This is a genomic window from Pauljensenia sp. C0170B5, assembly GCF_056590195.1.
In genome coordinates, this window is record NZ_JBWPVR010000002.1 from 310,752 (window position 1) to 329,794 (window position 19,043).

General features: G+C 59.7%; 17 protein-coding genes. 8 read left to right on the forward strand and 9 right to left on the reverse strand.

Annotated features, from left to right (window positions below):
• Positions 1 to 16: 16 nt before the first annotated feature.
• A complete protein-coding gene (locus tag AC1EJZ_RS04685; protein WP_058236852.1) occupies positions 17 to 1,300 on the reverse strand; it encodes a deoxyguanosinetriphosphate triphosphohydrolase in 1,284 nt (427 codons plus the stop codon).
• Between the two features lie 90 nt (positions 1,301 to 1,390).
• Here AC1EJZ_RS04685 and AC1EJZ_RS04690 point away from each other — a divergent pair, with 90 nt between their 5' ends.
• Positions 1,391 to 2,626, forward strand: a complete 1,236-nt coding sequence (locus AC1EJZ_RS04690) for a hypothetical protein (protein ID WP_480294031.1) — start codon at positions 1,391 to 1,393, stop codon at positions 2,624 to 2,626.
• Positions 2,627 to 2,843: 217 nt separating this feature from the next.
• Here AC1EJZ_RS04690 and AC1EJZ_RS04695 read toward each other — a convergent pair whose 3' ends face one another.
• A complete protein-coding gene (locus AC1EJZ_RS04695) occupies positions 2,844 to 3,350 on the reverse strand; it encodes a hypothetical protein (RefSeq protein ID WP_371935763.1) in 507 nt (168 codons plus the stop codon).
• Between AC1EJZ_RS04695 and AC1EJZ_RS04700 the strand changes: the two genes are divergently transcribed.
• Positions 3,349 to 3,777, forward strand: coding sequence for a TetR/AcrR family transcriptional regulator (locus AC1EJZ_RS04700; RefSeq protein ID WP_058236402.1), 429 nt, complete (start codon positions 3,349 to 3,351; stop codon positions 3,775 to 3,777). The two genes, AC1EJZ_RS04695 and AC1EJZ_RS04700, sit on opposite strands and share 2 nt — an antisense overlap.
• A gap of 20 nt (positions 3,778 to 3,797) precedes the next feature.
• On the opposite strand, the gene AC1EJZ_RS04705 is transcribed toward AC1EJZ_RS04700, so the two are convergent.
• From AC1EJZ_RS04705 to AC1EJZ_RS04735, 7 genes are all read right to left on the reverse strand, one after another.
• Complete coding sequence (locus tag AC1EJZ_RS04705; RefSeq protein ID WP_480294034.1) at positions 3,798 to 6,542, reverse strand: glycoside hydrolase family 95 protein; 2,745 nt, start codon at positions 6,540 to 6,542, stop codon at positions 3,798 to 3,800.
• Positions 6,523 to 7,320, reverse strand: a complete 798-nt coding sequence (aroD, locus tag AC1EJZ_RS04710) for a type I 3-dehydroquinate dehydratase (RefSeq protein ID WP_083314535.1) — start codon at positions 7,318 to 7,320, stop codon at positions 6,523 to 6,525. Before aroD ends, AC1EJZ_RS04705 begins: the two co-directional genes overlap by 20 nt.
• Entirely contained in the window at positions 7,271 to 8,536 is a 1,266-nt protein-coding gene (gene dusB, locus AC1EJZ_RS04715; RefSeq protein ID WP_074026151.1) for a tRNA dihydrouridine synthase DusB, read from the reverse strand. The genes aroD and dusB overlap by 50 nt, the downstream gene beginning before the upstream one ends.
• An 18-nt stretch (positions 8,537 to 8,554) precedes the next feature.
• Positions 8,555 to 9,946, reverse strand: coding sequence for a glycine--tRNA ligase (locus tag AC1EJZ_RS04720; protein WP_058236399.1), 1,392 nt, complete (start codon positions 9,944 to 9,946; stop codon positions 8,555 to 8,557).
• Between the two features lie 79 nt (positions 9,947 to 10,025).
• Complete coding sequence (locus AC1EJZ_RS04725; protein WP_070727595.1) at positions 10,026 to 10,874, reverse strand: sugar ABC transporter permease; 849 nt, start codon at positions 10,872 to 10,874, stop codon at positions 10,026 to 10,028.
• Between the two features lie 77 nt (positions 10,875 to 10,951).
• Positions 10,952 to 12,448 (reverse strand): ABC transporter permease subunit, encoded by a 1,497-nt coding sequence (locus AC1EJZ_RS04730; protein ID WP_480294102.1) that lies wholly within the window; start codon positions 12,446 to 12,448, stop codon positions 10,952 to 10,954.
• Between the two features lie 269 nt (positions 12,449 to 12,717).
• On the reverse strand, positions 12,718 to 13,974 hold the full coding sequence (locus AC1EJZ_RS04735; RefSeq protein ID WP_058236397.1) for a sugar ABC transporter substrate-binding protein: 1,257 nt from the start codon (positions 13,972 to 13,974) through the stop codon (positions 12,718 to 12,720).
• 213 nt (positions 13,975 to 14,187) lie between these two features.
• Here AC1EJZ_RS04735 and AC1EJZ_RS04740 point away from each other — a divergent pair, with 213 nt between their 5' ends.
• The 6 genes from AC1EJZ_RS04740 (at position 14,188) to AC1EJZ_RS04765 (ending at position 19,040) form a co-directional block, all read left to right on the forward strand.
• On the forward strand, positions 14,188 to 15,216 hold the full coding sequence (locus AC1EJZ_RS04740) for a LacI family DNA-binding transcriptional regulator (protein WP_058236396.1): 1,029 nt from the start codon (positions 14,188 to 14,190) through the stop codon (positions 15,214 to 15,216).
• A 61-nt stretch (positions 15,217 to 15,277) separates the two neighbouring features.
• The gene (locus tag AC1EJZ_RS04745) at positions 15,278 to 16,312 is read left to right on the forward strand and encodes a metal ABC transporter substrate-binding protein (RefSeq protein WP_480294036.1); all 1,035 of its coding nucleotides are present in this window, start codon (positions 15,278 to 15,280) and stop codon (positions 16,310 to 16,312) included.
• A 32-nt stretch (positions 16,313 to 16,344) separates the two neighbouring features.
• Positions 16,345 to 17,055, forward strand: coding sequence for a metal ABC transporter ATP-binding protein (locus tag AC1EJZ_RS04750; RefSeq protein WP_480294037.1), 711 nt, complete (start codon positions 16,345 to 16,347; stop codon positions 17,053 to 17,055).
• Entirely contained in the window at positions 17,048 to 18,022 is a 975-nt protein-coding gene (locus AC1EJZ_RS04755; RefSeq protein WP_480294038.1) for a metal ABC transporter permease, read from the forward strand. Before AC1EJZ_RS04750 ends, AC1EJZ_RS04755 begins: the two co-directional genes overlap by 8 nt.
• A 77-nt stretch (positions 18,023 to 18,099) precedes the next feature.
• A complete protein-coding gene (locus AC1EJZ_RS04760; RefSeq protein WP_480294040.1) occupies positions 18,100 to 18,501 on the forward strand; it encodes a Fur family transcriptional regulator in 402 nt (133 codons plus the stop codon).
• Positions 18,501 to 19,040, forward strand: a complete 540-nt coding sequence (locus AC1EJZ_RS04765) for a DedA family protein (RefSeq protein WP_058236392.1) — start codon at positions 18,501 to 18,503, stop codon at positions 19,038 to 19,040. The genes AC1EJZ_RS04760 and AC1EJZ_RS04765 overlap by 1 nt, the downstream gene beginning before the upstream one ends.
• Positions 19,041 to 19,043 lie beyond the last annotated feature (3 nt).

The window sequence follows — 19,043 nt, forward strand, 5'->3', positions numbered from 1 at the left end:
GTACTGTTCCGCGCCCTCACGTCCACTGGGTCGATAGCAGTCCGCACAGGCGGGCGTGCCACTGTGAGGCTGAAATATCCGTCAATGTCGCCACCTGATCGATGACGACACGCAGCCGCTCGGCATCACCGTCGGCATGTTGCCATGCAGTCGCAAACGGCTCTTCGAGGTGCTGCCCGCGCGATTCGAGCAACGCGTCAACCAGGTCGGCAAGAATCGTGCGCTGATGCAGGTAGACCGGTTCGGTTTCTCGCGGAGACATCACGTAGTGCACAGCGATCCCCTTGAGCAGCTGAATCTCCGCCCGCACGTCCCGAGGAATCACCAGGTCCGCATGGTGCCGTCCCAGCGGGCCATCACCGGCCACCTCACGCGTGGCTGCAACAACGCTTTGACAAAACCTGCCGATCAACTGGCTGGTCAGATTTTTCAAGGCCGCAAGGTCCGCATAGGTGCCATCGAAACGGTGCAGCCACACCGGCAGCGCCAGCAGGCGCTCCATAGCCGCTTCCAGTTCAGTTGCGCTCGCTCCCGGGCCGTACCACTGCAGCGTGGAGTCGATAATGCCCGCCACATGCTCATCATCACTCACGTGGCTCACATCCATCGCGCGCGTGGCGATCGCGTCCTCCACGTCGTGCACGCAGTACCCGATGTCATCAGACAGGTCCATGATCTGTGCTTCAAGGCAGCGCCTCCCCGCGGGCACATCGCCGCGCATCCAGGTGAACACCTCGGCGTCATCTTCATAGACGCCAAACTTCTTCATCGACTTGTCAGGGTCTGGGCCCTGGCCGCGCTTCCACGGATACTTCGCGATGGCGTCCAGCGTCGCCCTCGTCAAATTCAGTCCCGAGGGTGCCCCGTCCGGGGCGACAACTTTGGGTTCGAGGCGCACCACAATGCGCAGTGTCTGAGCGTTGCCCTCAAAGCCTCCGGCATCTTGCGCCAGGTCGTTGAGCACGCGTTCGCCGTTGTGACCGAACGGCGGGTGGCCCAAATCGTGAGACAGGCACGCTGCCTCCACAACGTCTGGATCTGCGCCCAGTTCTTTACCAAGCTCGCGACCCACCTGTGCCACTTCCAGTGAGTGCGTCAGGCGCGTGCGCACGAAGTCATCGCTGATGGGTCCCAGCACCTGAGTCTTGGCGCCCAAGCGTCTCAGCGCTGATGAATGGACAATTCGCGCGCGGTCACGTTCAAAATCGGTGCGTTCAGGATTCTTGGGTGATTCTGCGACGAATCGTTCACGGTCATCTGCCGAGTAGACGATCCGATGGGGCGCCTGGGCGTGGTTCATGCGCTGGTTCACGGCTCCAGCCTAACGCCCGTACATGCTCTTCCTTGGACAATATGTGCCTTCGGCACGCGAATGGGCCACAATGGTGTTATGTCTGACACGTCGACTTTTCACGTCGCATCCGATTCAAGCGTGACTACGCGACTGGTTCAGCGCGTCCAACGGGGACATTTCCCCTGGTGGAGACGCGCCGTGACCTGCGATATCGGCGGCGGTGTGACCGATGAGGATTTGGAAGTTATCGAAAAACTCTCCTTCGATTTTGCGCGCGTCGGCTTCACGGCTGTTGCCGTCCGGCCCGCACATGCCGACATCGCGGTGGATGGGTCGCGCCTGGCATCATTTATCGAGCGTGTTCACCGCACCGGCGTCAAGGTCATCGTCCGACTGTCCGGCGCGCGCGTGCCGGGCAGCAGCGAGGGAGCGTTTGTCAACTTCGAACAGGACGTGTCCTCACTGGTCGTGCGCACGAGGGCGGCTCTGAAAGCCGGTGCCGACGGGATTGACCTGGGAATCATTCGCGAGGATGACCAGTCAGGTGACGATCAGGCGCAGCGCTTCACGCAGCTGATTCATATTCTGCAGGCTGAGCTGGCCGATTTTGATCGCATGCCGATTCTGAGTGCGGAAAGTTCCATCACCACTCCGCATGCCCTGAGCCGCCACCTGGAGGAAGACTGGTTCCACCATCTGCGTGACGACGCACTGGTCACCTGCCCGTGGGACATCACTGAGCTGCATGAACGCATTGCGTGCACGCTGTCGGAGCGTTCGCGTCTGGGTCACGTTGCCGCCTGGCAGTGGTCGCACTGCGTCACCGACAACCGCCCCGTTCTTCCCTCCCCTGGTTCGTGGGAGGAAGGCGCTTCGCAGTGGCGCCGCAATGCGATGGCACTGGTGGCATTGTCACTGCCGGGGGCGGCGTACGCACCGTTCGACAGGCTGGCCGGTCGCCGCAATTTTGATGCTCACGACGGGGCTCACGTGGAGTGGGAGCCGAGTGAGGATGCGCGCCGCGAGCGCGAAATGGTCTCACGTGCCCTGAGGATCCGTGTTGAGCGCTCCATGGGGTCAGGATCCTTGGCATACGTGAACCACCTGGCCTGGGCGCATGAGGGTGTGGGTGTGCACCTGTGCGCCGGCGTCATGGTGGTGGTCAACGCTTCTGATACTCCTGTTGAGGTTCCGCCCGAACATGCGCTGCTGCTTGATTCAACGGGGCGCTCCGGTGGTGAGCCGAATCAGCCCACTGTTGTCGGCCCTGACCAGTGCGCCTGGTTTGAAGCAGCCTTGGTTCAGGCCCCTCCCGTCTCCAGCTATTCGTAAGCCACACGGGCCTGCTCAATCAGAGAACCATCAGCGCCCGGGCATTGGCAACATCGCGCCGATCTTGATCCTGGGTCGGTCTGTTCTGCGGAGCAGCCCGACCAACGCGCTAATTGCTGGTCACCGCCGCAATCGGCAGGGAGGGACGATCGCCGCGATCGACGGCGAATTTGGACTGGGCGGCCAGTGAGGCCATCGCGCAACTTCCGCATGCCGGTCAGCGTGGCTCAAATCCCTTGTCTTCCTCATCCCACACAATGTCGACTGTGCCGAAATCCAGCACGCCATCCGCGCTTTCGCGCCGATGCTGTTCCATCGCCGTTGAGATCATCAGTTTGATGCGGTTGAGCTGGTTGACCTGAGAGGCAGCGGGATCGTAGTCAACGGAGACAATGTTGGCGTTCGGGTAACGGTTGCGCAGCGCGCGGAACATGCCTTTGCCGATGATGTGGTTGGGCAGGCAGCCGAAAGGCTGTGCACAGATGATGTTCGGGCAGCCATGTTCAATCATGTCGACCATCCCCAGGTTGTGAGCGTTCCACGATGCTGATGCCATCGCGTTGTGGAAGAACTGGATCAGTGTGGGCAGTTCCGCCTCACACCCTTCCTCTTCAATAACACGCACCGCGTGGTTGTTTGCCTCGAGATGGAACTTCACCAGGATTTCCCCGACCAGTCCCACCAGGGGTTTGCGCGATGTCGCGCATGGCAAGCGCGGCGACATGCGCGAAATCATCAGACGCATCGCAGAAGAAGAATTCATTGCGAATGGATACGACGGCACCACAACCCGTCATATCGCGGCTCGCGCCAACTGCGATCCGGCAATGGTGAACTATTATTTCGACTCCAAGCAGCGTTTCCGCTCCTACGTACACTCCAGCATCATCCCCGACATTACTGACTTTATTCATCAGCACGTGTGCGGAACTGACGCTCCCCCCCTGTCACCCGCCACGCGCACAGCGATTGCGCGGGAGATTGAGTGCGTCATGTCCACGCTGTACGGTGTGGCCACGATGCGCTACATTGTCCAGCTCGAACCTCTCGCATCCATGTCAGAGCAGGCACTTATCGACGAGTTCGCTCCCATCGCGCAGCGCCGCCTGGATACGGTTGTCGAACTGGTTCGCTCGCCACGGAGCCGGTAGGTCTCCTCGCGCCCACACGCTCACGCTTCCTCGGTCAGGTGAGTGATGGTGTAGGTTTCGCCAGGACGCGTATCGAATGCGAGGTGCGTGGCGTCCAGCAGCGTCGATCCAACGCACGCGCCGTCAGCGCTTGTCACGGTCGCGTTCGAGGCTCCCGACAGACGTACCACTGCGTGCCCGCCGCTTCCGGAGGTAATCGTCATCAAAGTGACGGCGCCATCGGCCCATTCATAGCCAACCGTGAAGTTGCCGCGAGCGCGCAGCCCACTGACTCGACCGTTTCTCCACACGCGCGGCAACGCGGGCGCTGGATACATATAGTTGCGGTACTCGCGTCCATCCTGACTCACCCAGGTCGAATTGGACTGCAGCAGCATTTCGCTGACACCCGCGGTGTAGCCGAAGTTCCCGTCGATCTGGAACGGCGGGTGTGTATCGAACAGGTTGGGGTAGATCCCGTTGGCAAAAAGAGACTGGATGATGCGGTGCGCACGCTCCCCATCACCGGCGCGGGCCCACGAATTCAGTCGCTGAGCAATTCCCCACCCGGTCGCGCGGTCAGATCGATCATTCATCGACACCTTTGCCGCGTCGAGGAATTCTGCATGATCAACAGTGATCAGGTCGCCAGGATAGAGGCCCAGCACATGCGACATGTGGCGGTGGTAGCACTGATAGTCCGCGATCGCGGAGCCATCCGTATGATGCCCGAGGGCGCCCTCGTCGTACCATTCCTTGATCTGGCCTGAGTCGCCAATGACGATGGGGTCGAGCAGGTGCCTGGCGCACGCCCATGAACGTGAAGCGTCCGAGGTGAACGCGCCGTCATTTTCCCAGTCCCGCTCCCAATCGTCGATGGAGCAGCTCTCATCCATCGTCAGCCGATCGGCATCCACCTGCAGCACCTCTGCCGCTTCGATGGCGTCAGTCAGCATTTGCCAGATCAGGGTCTGCTCGTACACGTTGCCGTCAGTAACCGGCCCATGTTCGGGCGAGTAGGCAGGCGATGAGACTAGGCGGCGTGTGCCCGTCGAGTCGGTGGACGGGTGCAGCAGACGCTGCACGTACAGGTCTGCCTGTTCTTTGAGCAGCGGGTAGATGTCTTCTCGCAGGCGCTCCGTGTCCCCGGTGAACTCGTACCATTCGTAGACGTTGTGCAGCATCCACGGAACCACGGCGGGCGACCATCCCCAGAAAAAGTCACGTCCCGGAGTGGTCCAGCCAAATGGAGTGTTCTCGGTGTGAGCGCTGAAACCGGATCCGTCACTGCCATCGGTGCCCAGGTAGATGCGTGCCGTGCGTCTGCCCGGTTCGACCAGAGCCTTCATGAAGCGGATCATCGGATCGGCAGTTTCGACCAGGTTCGTACTGTAGGCCGCCCAGTAGATCATCTGCATGTTGACGTTGAGGTGGTAGTCGGAGTTCCATGCATTCGGCCCAACGGTATCGTCAGACCTGTTCGCCCATACGCCCTGCAAATTGGCTGGCAGCAGTGAGTTCTCCCGCGAGGAGCTGATGCCGAGGTAGCGTCCGTACTGAAACAGCACAACTTCCAGTTCGCGTTGCTGCGCAGGCGAGGCATCTCCTGCGCGGTAGGCGTCGAGCAGCACGTCAGTCGGAACGGTCCGGGCGCACTGATCCGCTTTGCCCCCGTCACATTGGCCCGCATTTTTCGCGTCGCATTGGCCCAGGTCCAGTTTTGCTCGGTCAAACAGCGCGCTGTAGTCACGCTGGTGGCGTTCACGCAGGTCATCAATGCTGCGTGCAGCAGCTTCTTCCAGCACCGCCCTGACACGTCTCGACACATCGCGCGGGCTCTCGCCAGTTCGATATGCCGGATACGTCAGCGCATAATCAGTCGCCGCGCTCACCAGCAGCGACACGTGCGTGCACCCTGCAATACTCAGGTGGTCTCCCCCGTCGCTGACCTCGCCGTCAGTGCTGGCCACTTTAATTGCCGAGGCATAGCGCAGCCCGTTGTTATGCAGTGCACCGCTGACTTCAAGGAGGCCTCCAGCCACGTCAACGGTGGTGCGCTCAGCGTTTTTCTGACTGTCCTGCTTCGTTGGAAACGACACGGCCAGTGTCTGTGCGGTGGTGGACGTCAGATGCATGACAAGAACGTTGTCAGGGTTGGAGGCAAAGTATTCGCGGGTGATGTGTGTCCCGTCATGATCGAATGCGACGTGCGCGATCCCGGTCGACAGATTCAGGTCACGTTCATAATTCGAGTAGTGGTCATCAGCGAAACCGTAGTCGAGGTAGACGGTTCCCCACGCCTGGTAGCCTCCTTGTTCGGCGGCATTGAAGCCGCCTATGAGAGTGTTCGACGCCAGGCGCGCTGCTTCTTCGCGGCGTCCCTGTTCGAATAGGTGCTGCACCGAGCGCAGCGTCTGGCCGTTTCTGCCGTGTTCGACTGAGTTGCCGCCGTCATAGGTCGGCGTGCTTCCCGGTCCGCCCGTCCACAGGGTTTTCTCGTTGAAACCGATGCGATCGCGGCTGATCTCACCAAATATCGCGCCGCCCAGGTCACCGTTTCCGATCGGCATCACTGTTTCCTGCCAGATGCGAGAGTCAGCGTCCACGATGGAGGGCGAGCCAGCTTGCGGCCCTTTTCCACTGGACATCAGTTCGGTCAGGCTCGCCGGTTGCCTGTACCACAGGCGCAGGTCGTGGTGGTGTGACGTTGTATGCTGAGCGCTCGCCATGAGGCGCCTTCCTTCGATCGGTGCGCGGTGCGCAATGTCAGTGCGCACGGTGCGCATGTCCACGTAGTGTGTGTGCTACCTGTTGAGCCGGCAACTGGCCAGGCGCACTGGACGCGCCGACCGTTGCAAATGTGGCCGCCAGTCCAAACTCAGGCCCCGCCAGGCGTGTCGCCACACCAGCCTCGCCCATGCCGATACAGATCGTCGGCACGTCCAGGTGCGACATCGCCCACCGTCCAGCCTGCATAATCGCGTCCGCATCAGCATGTGAGTGAGCGCGATAGGCGACCTTGACGATATCTCCATCCAGTGCCGCCATCTGCTCAAGCTGGCGCGTGATCTCTTCAGGTGACGGTGTCAGCTCCCAGTTGTGAGCGGAAATAATGACGGTACTGCCATCGTTGTGAGCATCGTCCACGATCTGTGCGCTGCTCGGCCATCTGGCTTCCACGTCCACACAGGGCGCAAGCGCCGCCAGTTTCCTGACACTGTGAGCGTATGCGTTTTCATCCAGGGCGCTGCGGCCGCCCTCGTCAATGGTGCGTATGGTGGCGAGGACGGGAATGGTGCACCGTTGGACAACAGCGCTGCACACGCTGGCAAGCTCGTCGGGATCTGGCCACATATCTGCGCGCCACTCGGCAAGATCAATCGGCTCGCCATGCAGGTTGTCGATCTCGTCGACGAGGGCGTCCCATGTGCTCCCGGTCAGCGGTGCGATAATTCTGGTCGGATTCCCCGGCCCCAGGAAAACGGGGCCGATCTGGACTTCTCGTTGCATGTTCTCACCCGCCTGACGCATCATCTTCAGCCAGGTGCAGGTGCTGGCGTTCATCGTCAGTTAGTGTGCGCGAGTTGAGCCACCCATCGGGAAGATGCGGTTTCTTCTCGTGTCCTGCGCGTCCTCTGCTGCCCTGCGCTGCCGACGGGAAGGGCTGATCGAGGTCAAGATCCATCAGTCGCTCATGCAGCTCCTCCAGGGAGGAAACCAGATTGAGAGCCTGGCGAGATGGCCCGCCGATCGCGAATCCGCGCAGGTACCAGCCGATGTGAGCGCGCAGGTGACGCATCGCGCGATATTCGTCGGCCATTTCTTCGACCTGCCAGCGAGCATGCTGCTCAATGATGGGTGTGATCTGGCGGAGCGTGGGCGGTGGTGGAAGCGGATGCCCGTGCAAGGCTGCAACGAGTTCGCGGAACAGCCAGGGGCGGCCCTGCGCGCCGCGACCGATCACCACTGCATTACATCCTGTGCTGTCCATCATGGCTCGGGCATCGTCTCCGCTGAAAATGTCTCCATTGCCGAAGACGGGGATGTCCTCACGCACGACGTCGCGTAGTCGCGCAATCGCCTGCCACTGGGCGGCGCCCGAATAGTACTGGTGCTGTGTGCGTGCGTGCAGAGCAATACCGGCGACGCCTGCCTGCTGCGCAATGCGTGCGGCATCCAGGTAGGTCACGTGGCCGTCATCGATGCCGATTCGCATCTTGATAGTGACGGGAATATCTCGGCCGACAGTGCGGCCGGCATCGTCAGCCGCGCGAACCACAGCACCGACCAGTGAGGCAAACAGGTCCCGCTTGTAGGGAAGCGCAGCTCCCCCACCCTTGCGCGTGACTTTCGGCACCGGGCAACCAAAATTCAGGTCCACATGATCGGCCAGATCCTGCTCGACAAGCAGTCGGGTCGCAGCCGCCATCACGTCAGGATCGACTCCATATAGCTGGATGGAGCGCACCCGTTCTTCAGGATCCACGCGCACCATATCCAACGTGCGTTGGTTGCCTTCAACCAGAGCGCGCGAGGTCACCATTTCGGTGACATACAGGCCCGCTGGCGCATCGATCCGGGGACGTGGATGTGCCTGCCCGTCAGGAGCTGGACGCAAATGCTCGGGCAGGCCTTCCTCACCGAAGCGGCGGCACAGGCGCCGAAATGGCACATTCGTGACTCCCGCCATCGGCGCCAGGATGACCGGTGACCACAATTGAATGGGGCCGACAGCTACAGGCGCGAAGGCGGGAGCACACTGAACGGGAAGTAACGTCATCGGATGGACAGGTATGCCTCAGCAGGCGCCGAGCTTATCGGCAAGCCAGGCAGGAACCTCGTCGATCGGGATGCGCACCTGCTCCATCGAGTCGCGCTCACGGATTGTCGCTGCGTGATCGTCGAGCGAGTCGAAGTCAATGGTGACGCAGTAGGGTGTGCCGATCTCATCTTGACGGCGGTAGCGCCGGCCCACCGCGCCAGCATCGTCATAGTCCACGTTCCACCGCATGCGCAGGCTCTTCGCCAGTTCGCGTGCAGGCTCCTGCAGTTCCGGCTTGCGTGACAGCGGCAAGACGGCGGCCTTGACGGGAGCCAGACGAGGATCCATATGCAGCACCGTTCGCTTGTCCGCACCACCCTTCGCGTTGGGTACTTCTTCCTCGTCGTAAGCTTCCACGAGGAATGCCATGAGAGAGCGGGTCAGACCAGCCGACGGTTCGATAACATACGGAGTCCAGCGTTCGTTCTTCTGCTGATCGAAGTAGTCCAGCTTGGCGCCGGAAGCTTCGGCATGGACCGATAGGTCGTAGTCGGTACGGTTCGCGATGCCTTCGAGCTCGCCCCACTGGGAGCCTTGGAAACCGAACGTGTATTCGATATCAACGGTGCGCTTGGAGTAGTGCGAGAGTTTCTCTTTCGGGTGTTCGTACAGGCGCAGGTGTTCGGGATCAATGCCCAGGTCGACGTACCACTGGAAACGCTGGTCGATCCACTGCTGATGCCACTGCTCATCAGTGCCCGGTTCTACGAAGAACTCAAGCTCCATCTGCTCGAATTCGCGGGTACGGAAGATGAAGTTACCTGGCGTGATTTCGTTGCGGAAGGACTTGCCGATCTGAGCGATTCCGAACGGTGGTTTCTTGCGGGAGGTCGACATAACGTTGGCGAACTGCGTGAAGATACCCTGTGCTGTTTCGGGGCGCAGGTAGTGCAGTCCGGCCTCGTCATCAACGGGACCAAGGAATGTCTTGAGCAGTCCGGAGAAAGCCTTGGGCTGTGTCCACTGACCGCGCGTCCCACAGTTCGGACACGGCACGTCTTCCATCGACACGTCGCCTTCATCTTTCGAATGCTTCTCAGCGTACTGCTCGATTAGTTCGTCCTCACGCAGACGCTTGTGGCAGGACAGGCATTCGGTCAATGGGTCAGTGAATGCTGTGACATGACCGGACACTTCCCACACGCGCTTGGGCAAAATAACGGCTGAGTCCAGTCCCACAACATCGTCACGGGAGCGCACAACAGTGTTCCACCATTGGCGCTTGATGTTTTCTTTCAGCTCCACACCCAGCGGACCGTAATCCCAGGCTGAACGGGTACCACCGTAGATTTCCCCGGAGGGAAACACGAAGCCGCGGCGCTTGGCCAGGCTGATGACCGAGTCGAGACGTGAAGGGCCTTGTGCCATGTTGGATATTCTCCTTATTTTCATCGTCGCACCTGGCTGGTGCGACGCTCACGCGCTCGAGTCTACCGGTTTTACTGCGTTACCCCTTCACTGCGCCCGCTGTCAGACCCGACACGATGTACTTTTGCAGATACTGGAACAGCACAATCACCGGAATTGCCGCGACAACGGCTCCTGCGGCGAACAGGCCCCACGGTGCCACGCGCTCATCGGCAGCCCAGTTGTACATGCCGACAGCCAGTGTGAAATTTGATTCGCTTTGCAGCACAACACGCGCAATGACGAAGTCGGAGAAACTGGCGATAAAGGACAGTAAACCGACAACAGCCAGGATCGGGATCACGAGCGGCATGATGATCGTCCAGAACGTCTGAGCGTGGCTTGCCCCGTCGATTTCGGCCGCTTCGTCAAGTTCGCGGGGAACGGTGTTAAAGAACCCGTACAGCAGGAAGGTGTTCGACCCCAATGCGCCGCCCAGATACACGCAGATCAGCGCCAGACGAGAGTCCAGTCCCAGGACCGGAAAAACGTCCTGGAGGGCGAGCAGCAGCAGGAACAGTGCCACGAATGCCAGCATCTGCGGGAACATCTGAACCAGGAGCAGGAAGGTGAGTGTGCCGCGTCGCCCTCGGAAACGAAAACGGGAAAATGCGTAAGCGGCCGCAGCGCCCATCAGCACTGTACCAATCGCGGTAATCGATGAAACGATCAGCGAGTTCTTGATCCACTGCCAGTACGTGGTTTGCCCCAGTGCTTGGAAGTTCTCCAATGAGAAGTGCTGGAATAACTTGTTGGCTCCGGTCAGCGTCGCGCCCGGCGACAGGGAGACAGACAAGACGTACAGCAGAGGAATCAGACAGTAGATGGTGACGAGGATACCGACCACATACCTCCACCCCAGCTCTCGCATCCATCGGCCAGCCGACATCGAGTGGCGTGTATTGTTCGCCTGATCGTTGTGTGCGCCGCGTGTTGTGGCAGCTTGAGACGTTGATGCAGTAGTCATCACAGTTCCTCCAATGCGCGCGTCTTCCTGAAGCCCAGCCAGGAGATCACTCCTACGACGATGAAGATGACGATCGACATGGCTGATGCCAGACCGAAGTTCTGCCCGCCCCGGTCAAATGCGATCTTGTAGACCATCGAGATCAAAATGTCAGTCTCACCCACCGGCACCGACAATCCCGGATAGGACGGGCCGCCACCTGTGAGCATGTAGATCAGTGAGAAGTTGTTGAAGTTGAAGGCAAACGATGAGATGAGCAGTGGGACCGTCGATTGCAGCACCAGTGGTAGCTTCACTGACCACACTGTGCGCAGCGCCCCTGCTCCGTCTATCTTCGCCGCCTCCATGACGTCAGAGGGCAACGATTGCAGTGCACCCAGGCAGACGAGGAACATGTATGGGAATCCGAGCCACAAGTTCACCCCCAGGATGGAGACCTTCGCCCACGTCCCATCGGTCAGCCACGGAATATTCGCTCCGGGCATCCAGCCCAGCAATGCCTCGTTGACGAAGCCGAAGCGCTCGTTGAGCATGCCGCGCCAGACCAGGGTGGCGAGGAAGCCAGGGAACGCGTAGGGCAGAATCATCAGGGACTGGAAGATCCGTCTGCCCTTGATGCGCTGATCAGCGAACGTCAATGCCAGGAAGAGGCCGAAGGCGAAGGTGGTGATCACCGATCCGAATGCAAAGACGAACGACCAGATCAGCGATTTAAAGAACGGGACGGCCAGGTCAGGGCTGACCACCATTGAGGCGTAGTTGTCGAAACCGACAAAGACGCGCCACCCGGGCGTGAGGTGCTCGCCGTCTGGTGAGGTGAAGAAACCGTCACTGTCTGCCGTGTACACCACGCCGGTTGCCGTGTTTGTCATGGTGTCGGCTTGTTCGTCGTAGTGGAATGTGGGCTGAGCCAGATAACCTTTGGAGCCGTCAGTGGTGACGTAATACCCGTCGTCAGGGTTGTCACTGACCGGTACAGTCAGGTTGACCACGTCGTTTTGTCGGGCTGCAACATCTGCAAACGCGAGGACGTCGTAGCCTTCCACCGAGGTGATACCCAGGGAGCCGACTTGTGCGTTGACCTCATGAAGCGGCACATCCTCAAAACCGACGCTCACCGCATGTGTATCGGGATCTTCGACCGCCAGCCCCAGTGTGCCGCCGTCGTCGACGACCGCCATATTGACGGTGGGCGCGCCATCCACCCTTTTCTTGTTCTCCATCATGATGGAGCTGATGGCGTCAGCTTTGGTCGAGTTATGCCCTTGCCCGTAGTTTGTGAAGGACACGTAGCCGGTATACCCCATGACGAAGACCTGGTAGATCAGGAGGAACAGCAGGCCGGGGATCAGGTATTTGGCGGGCAGCATCCGCGAGGAAAAATAGATGAAATCGACGGCAACCAGCAGAAGGACCAGTAGCGCCACGATGAGCCACGACTGGACGAACGCCGCTGTGATGATGCCGTAGACGCCGAGTGCATTGACGAGCATCATCAAGATCAATTTGGCGATAAAACCGGGCCTCGTTATATCGCGGGCATGTGAGGTGCGGTACGAGGGGACCTGCGGTGAATCCGTTGACTGTGAGGACTGTTCTGTGTGAGAAGACGTTGCTGATGAAGGCGACGACATGGCCTACTCCTGATTGGGTGAACAGGGTGCGGGCGGCACGGTGGATGAGAAAAGAGATGCGAGGCACCTCGTTTCTCATCCCCGTGCCACTGATCTGTCACGCTGCAGTGAGCAGCGCGACGCGACAGACACTACTCAATAGCGCCTTGAATGTTGGAGATCATCGTGTTCCAGCCTTCTTCGGGAGCTTCCTTGCCGGAGATGATGTTTGCTTCGGTCAGACCCCAGAACTGCCACACGGCGCTCATCTCAGGAATAGACGGCATGGGCATACCGGTTTCGGCAATCTTGGAGAAAGCCTGAATGTCAGGGTCATCAATTGCGGCGGCTGTTTCTTTCAGAGCCGGTGTGCGCCCAGCCAGGTCGTACATTTTCTGCTGCGCTTCGGGGGTCTTCATAAAGTCCATGAACTTCGAGACAAGCACCTGGTTCTGGCTCTTTGCAGATGCGTAGAAGACTTGGACGCCGACGAACGGCGCCGCTGTTTCACCTCCCGCTGAGGGGATGGGCAGCACAGAGATGTCCATGCCGGCATCGCGGAAAGCGTCAACGTTCCACGGACCCGTCACGGTGTATGCCGCTTTGCCGTCCAAGAAGGACTGCTTGGCGATTTCGCCGGTGATGTTGATGTCGAAGATTCCAGCGTCTGCCTGTTGCTTCAGCCATGTAGCATACGCCACCCCCTTTTCGCCACCCATCGTCAGCTCTGAGGTGTAGGAACCGTCAGCTTCTTGGGCAAAAACCGTTGCACCAAAGGAGGTCTGGAACGGGTAGTAATGGTACGGGTCTCCCTGATCTCCGGTTTGGAGGACGAACGGATACTCGGCTCCTGTCGCTTTGCCCGATTCGATCATCTCGTCGAATGTGGCAGGCTCATCCGTGGTCAGCGCGTTATTGCGCACCAGTGCCAGCGATTCGGTGGCGTAGGGCACACCGTAGGTCTGCCCGTCATAGGTCACGGCCTGCACTGCTGATTCGGTAAAGGCGTCAGCTGAATCGGCAATGTCAACCGGAGCGACGACACCATTGTTGACCAGTTCTCCCAGCCCATCGTGAGCGGTCACCATCATGTCGGGGCCTTTGCCGGTAGGTACCTGCGCGATGAAGTCTTTCGACATGGTGTCGTTGGACTTGGAGAAGATATTGACGTCAATTTGCGTTTGAGCAGTGAAATCTTTCGCGAGTTCTTTCAGCGGCCCGGTTCGGGTGTCATCTGCCCAGATAGTGAGGGATCCAACGGTTGCAGCACCGTCCGAAGCAGACTGTCCGATGGCGGACTGTTCCGCGTCAACACCGTCTGAGGACTGGCCGGACGGCGAATTTCCGCCGCATGCTGTCAGTGTGGCAACGATGGCGAGGGCACCAAGTACAGTTATGCGTCTGCGCATTCAAACTCCTATGATCGGGTGATCGTGAATCCGCACGCTCCGCTGCCGTGCGGTTGTAGCTCTTACTGTAAATAATCTCCGACAATTGTGCAAGGATTTACAGAAAAGATAGAGAACTGTTACATTCAGTACAGCGTCCACTCGGTGAGCCATGCACGGCTCACCCTCGTGATCGACTACGATCGATAAGACGTACATAACCGGGAGGGTTCAATGCCGAAGCACCGCACACGGATGACTGATATCGCTGAACACGCGCAGGTGTCAACAGCTACCGTGTCACGCGTCATTAACGGAACTGGCCCCGTGTCAGCCGAGACGCGCCACCGCGTCCTGACGGCGATTGATTCTCTGGGGTATGAACGCCCCCTTCCTGAACGCTCCTCCTCCACCCCCTGCATCGGGATCATCATCCCCGAACTGACCAATCCAATTTTCGCCGCATACGCCCACGCCATCCAGGCTGAGGTTTCGCGCACAGGTGCAATCCCATTGATCTGCAGTCAGACTCCCGGCTCCACCTCCGAGGGTGACTACGTTCAAACCCTTCTGTCCCACGGATGCTCCGGCTTGATTTTTGTGTCGGGGCGTCACGCCGATTTTCGCGGAGATATGTCCCGCTACCATCACCTGCGCGAACGACGCATCCCATTCGTCACCATCAATGGATCACGCGAGGAGATTGAAAGCGCAGATTTTTCTGCCGCCGACCAGATCGGTATCTCGATCGCCGTGCGTCACCTGCGCGAACTGGGACACACACGGATCGCTCTACTGTCCGGGCATACGCACATCGTGCCCGCCAGCAGAAAAGTCGACGCATTCAAGACAGTCATGGCTCAGGAGTTCGGAATCGACAAGCCGCGCATTGTCGAAACGTTCTACACATACGAGGCCGCCGCAGCTGCAACTCACGGTCTGCTCGATGAAGGCATGACTGCCCTCGTCACTGGATCAGATATGCAGGCACTGGGCGCAATTCGCGCGGCAAAGTCACGTGGCATGCGCGTGCCGGATGACCTGTCGGTTGTCGGGTTTGACGATTCGCAACTCATGGCTCACCTCGATCCACCCCTCACGACGATCCGCCAGCCTGTCGATGCAATTACCACGGCTGCAGTTCGCACTCTGTTCGAAGCGATCAAGAATCCTGACATGCCCGCCACGTCCGGGGCATTCCTGTACACACCGGATCTGGTTGTCCGCGGTTCGACTGGCCGAGCGCCGTCCACATCGCGATAAACTACACATCTCACACCAGGTCCACTTGACATTCATTCTCACTTACGGTGGAGTTGTAGGTATGAAGATCTCGCGTCCTCTCCTCACCCTCGTCTGCGCAGCCACCGTGCTCGCCGGGTGCTCCACTGCTTCGGCACCCCAATCGATGCAGTCTGAACGGTCGGTCATCGCTGACGCAGGCCAGTCCTCCCAGTCCGACACATCGACGGTACTCAACGTCGCGGCATCCTTCTACCCGCTGCAATATCTGGTGGAACAGATCGGAGGTGATCGTGTAGCTGTGTCGTCACTGACACCTCCTGGAGCCGAGCCGCACGACCTGGAGCTGTCGCCGGCCAAGGTGAACGAATTGGGGCGTTCAGACATCGTGGTGTACCTTTCTGGTTTCCAGACTGCCGTCGATGACGCTGTGGCGATCAATCCACCCGAACATGTTGTTGACGTTGCCAGTGCTGTTCAGCTCCTGTCCCCCACACACGTAAATGAGGACACACAGTCGGGGCACAGCGAGACCGAGGACACTGACTCGACGGATGAGGAACACGGCGATCACGACACAGGTCACGAACATGACCACGGTGATGTTGATCCACATTTCTGGCTGGATCCCCAGCGTATGGCTCAAGCTGCCACGATGATTGGACAGGCGCTCGCGAAAGCCGACCCGATCAACGCGCAGCTGTACACCACACAGGCAGCCCAGGTATCCACCTCCCTCAATGAGTTGTCAACGGAAATTGTCGAGGGCACACGCAAGTGCGCTCACACGACATTCATCACCTCGCACGAGGCCTTCGGCTATCTGGCCGACCGCGCCAGCGTGAACCAGGAAGGCATTGCCGGTATTGATCCGGAAACATCGCCCTCGCCAGCCAAACTGAAGGAGATCTCCGAGCTGGCCAAGAAAGAAGGCGTGACGACAATTTTCACTGAGACTCTCATTGACCCGAAGATTGCACAGACACTGGCAGAGAACCTGGGAATTAAGACCGCAGTCCTTGATCCCCTCGAATCCCAAAACGATCCATCCAAGGACTACATGGACGTGATGAGAGACAATCTGGCTGCTCTGCGCACAGCACTGGATTGCAAGTAACCCCCGCAATGACTTGCCCCGATGCGTCTGACATGACCGCTCTCGCCGTCAGCATGCGTGACCTGCATGTCGCGTGGGATGACACCCTCATCCTGCACGGCATTAACCTGGATATACCCGCCGGACAAACGCTCGCCGTGACGGGTGCCAACGGTTCCGGCAAGTCCACGCTGGTACACGCGATCCTTGGCACCGCACCGGTGACACGCGGCAGCATGTCACTGTTCGGCATGCAGGTCAGTGCGCACGGCAAGCGACCATGGTCGCGCATCGGCTACGTCCCGCAATATTCACGCGCAGGCGGCGGCGTCGCCTCCAATGCGCGTGAAGTTGTCGCCTCAGGTTTACTGGGACCTCGAAAATTCTGGCTGTCACGCTCCGATCGACGCAAAGCGCTCGGTGCTCTGGAACTGGTCGGGCTCGCACATCGCGCAAACGATCCGGTCTCCATCCTGTCGGGTGGGCAGCGTCAGCGCGTCAACATTGCGCGCGCCCTGGTGCGCCACCCGGATTTTCTCATCATGGATGAGCCGCTAACTGGAATCGATTCGGTTTCGCGCCAACGCCTGGCGTCGATCGTGCAGTCAGCCAAGGACGGGGGCACCACCATTGTGTTGGTCCTGCATGAACTGGGGGAACTACGCCCCCTCCTGGATCGTCAAATCACCATTGCCGCCGGCCACATCACCTACGATGACGCCCCACAACCGGCATCGACCGAGGAGGCGAGCCATCATGGGTGAGGCACTCGCCGACCTTTTCACATCCCCACTGATGCTCCGTTCCCTGCTGGCAGCGCTGCTGGTCGGACTGTGCGCACCCATCGTCGGCACCTACCTGGTACATCGCCGCATGGCGATGCTGGGAGACGGCATCGGGCACGTCTCGCTGACGGGTGTGGCTCTGGGCTGGATCGCCGGGACAGCTGCAAACGTGACGCCTTCTGATCAATGGGCATTGCCGGGCGCCCTTGTCGTATCAATCCTGGGCGCGGTGACGATTGAAGTCGTCAGGCTCAGTGGCCGCACCAGTGCAGACGTTGCCCTCGCCATGTTGTTCTACGGAGGCATCGCCACCGGCGTCCTGCTGATCGGTCTGGCAGGTGGAACGTCCACACAGTTGAACTCGTATCTGTTCGGATCCATCTCAACTGTGCAATGGGGTGACGTCTATCTGATCGGCGCGCTATGTGCACTCATATTGCTCATTGGCCTGGGATTGTCGCCTGCACTGTACGCAGTGACCGATGATGAGGACTTCGCGCACTCAACCGGCCTTCCTGTGGCTGCCCTGTCCATCCTCATCGCGATCCTGTCGGCGTTAACTGTCGCAGTTGCGATGCGCGTCGTGGGCTCGCTCCTGGTGTCGGCCCTGATGATCGTCCCGGTCGCAATCGCGCAACTCGTCACCCGTTCCTTCCGCTCCACAATGGCCTGCGCAATGGCTCTGGGAACCGTGCTATGTGTCGGCGGCCTTGTGGTGACCTACTTCGTGGATGTCTCCCCCGGCGCACTCATCGTGGTGGCAGCTATCGTCGTATACATCCTCGGATTCGTCATCAAGGCTGCCATTGACGGAATTCGACGAGGGCGACGCCTCCAGGTCACCGGCGGACATACGCATCTGATTGCCGGTGATCCTCACGCTCATTCGGCGCATCCTGACTCCCCCAATCGGATGGGCACACCACCAGCAGATGACACACTGTAATCTCCATTTCTCGCCTCAACCCTGTATGCTTCCAAGAACGAGAAGATTTACTTCAGGGTCGGCAAGAGGGGGACATCGTGCAGCGGATGACTCGGCAACGTCAATCCGTCTTTAACGAGCTGCGTCGTGACAAGGACTTTCGTTCCGCACAGCGGATCTACGACGACCTGACAAATCAGGGGCAGCGCGTCGGCCTAGCGACGGTCTACCGCAATCTGCAGGCACTGGCTGAGATGAATGTCGTCGATGTCCTGCGCATGGACGATGGCGAATCGATGTTCCGTCTGTGCGAAGATGAAGGCCACCACCACCACCTGGTGTGCCGCAACTGCGGTCACACTGAAGAGATCGAAGTCAGCGAAGCAGAATCTTGGATTTCTCAGATCGCCTCGCAGCACGGCTTCACTGAGGTTGCCCATTCGCTCGAAGTATTCGGTCTGTGCTCTGAGTGCGGCTCTGTTGAGGATGACGAGGACTGATGCCAGTTCCCCAGTGGGCCTCAAGCGGGCTGCCTCTTTTCATCTTCCTGTTTTTTGTCGTCTTCTTGCGCGCCCAGGGCACCTATTGGCTTGGTCGAGGCGCCGCCGCGGGCGCCCTGAAAGGTGACGGACACTCCGGCCTCATCGGCGCGATCGCCCGCTGGTTTAACGGGCCTGTTCCCCGCCGCGGTGCAGAACTGCTCGAAAAATGGGGGCTTTTGATCATCCCACTGTGCTTCCTCACCGTCGGTGTTCAGACAGCGGTCAATGCCGGTGCCGGAGTTGTCCGGTTGAAGTGGCGCACCTATACCCTCGCGATGCTTCCCGGGTGCGTAGCGTGGTCGATCATGTACGGGCTGGGACTGCTGGCTGTGTGGGTCGCCGCCATCGGCGCAATCGCAGGCTCTCCGATTGCATGGATCGGGATCGCTCTGGCGGTGATTATTCTGGCCAGCTGGCTCATTTACCGTCGCTCGCACCCCAAAGCGGCACCTCAGGAAGTTCTGACGTGCGAGGAATCCCCGGTATCAGCACAGTAGGAC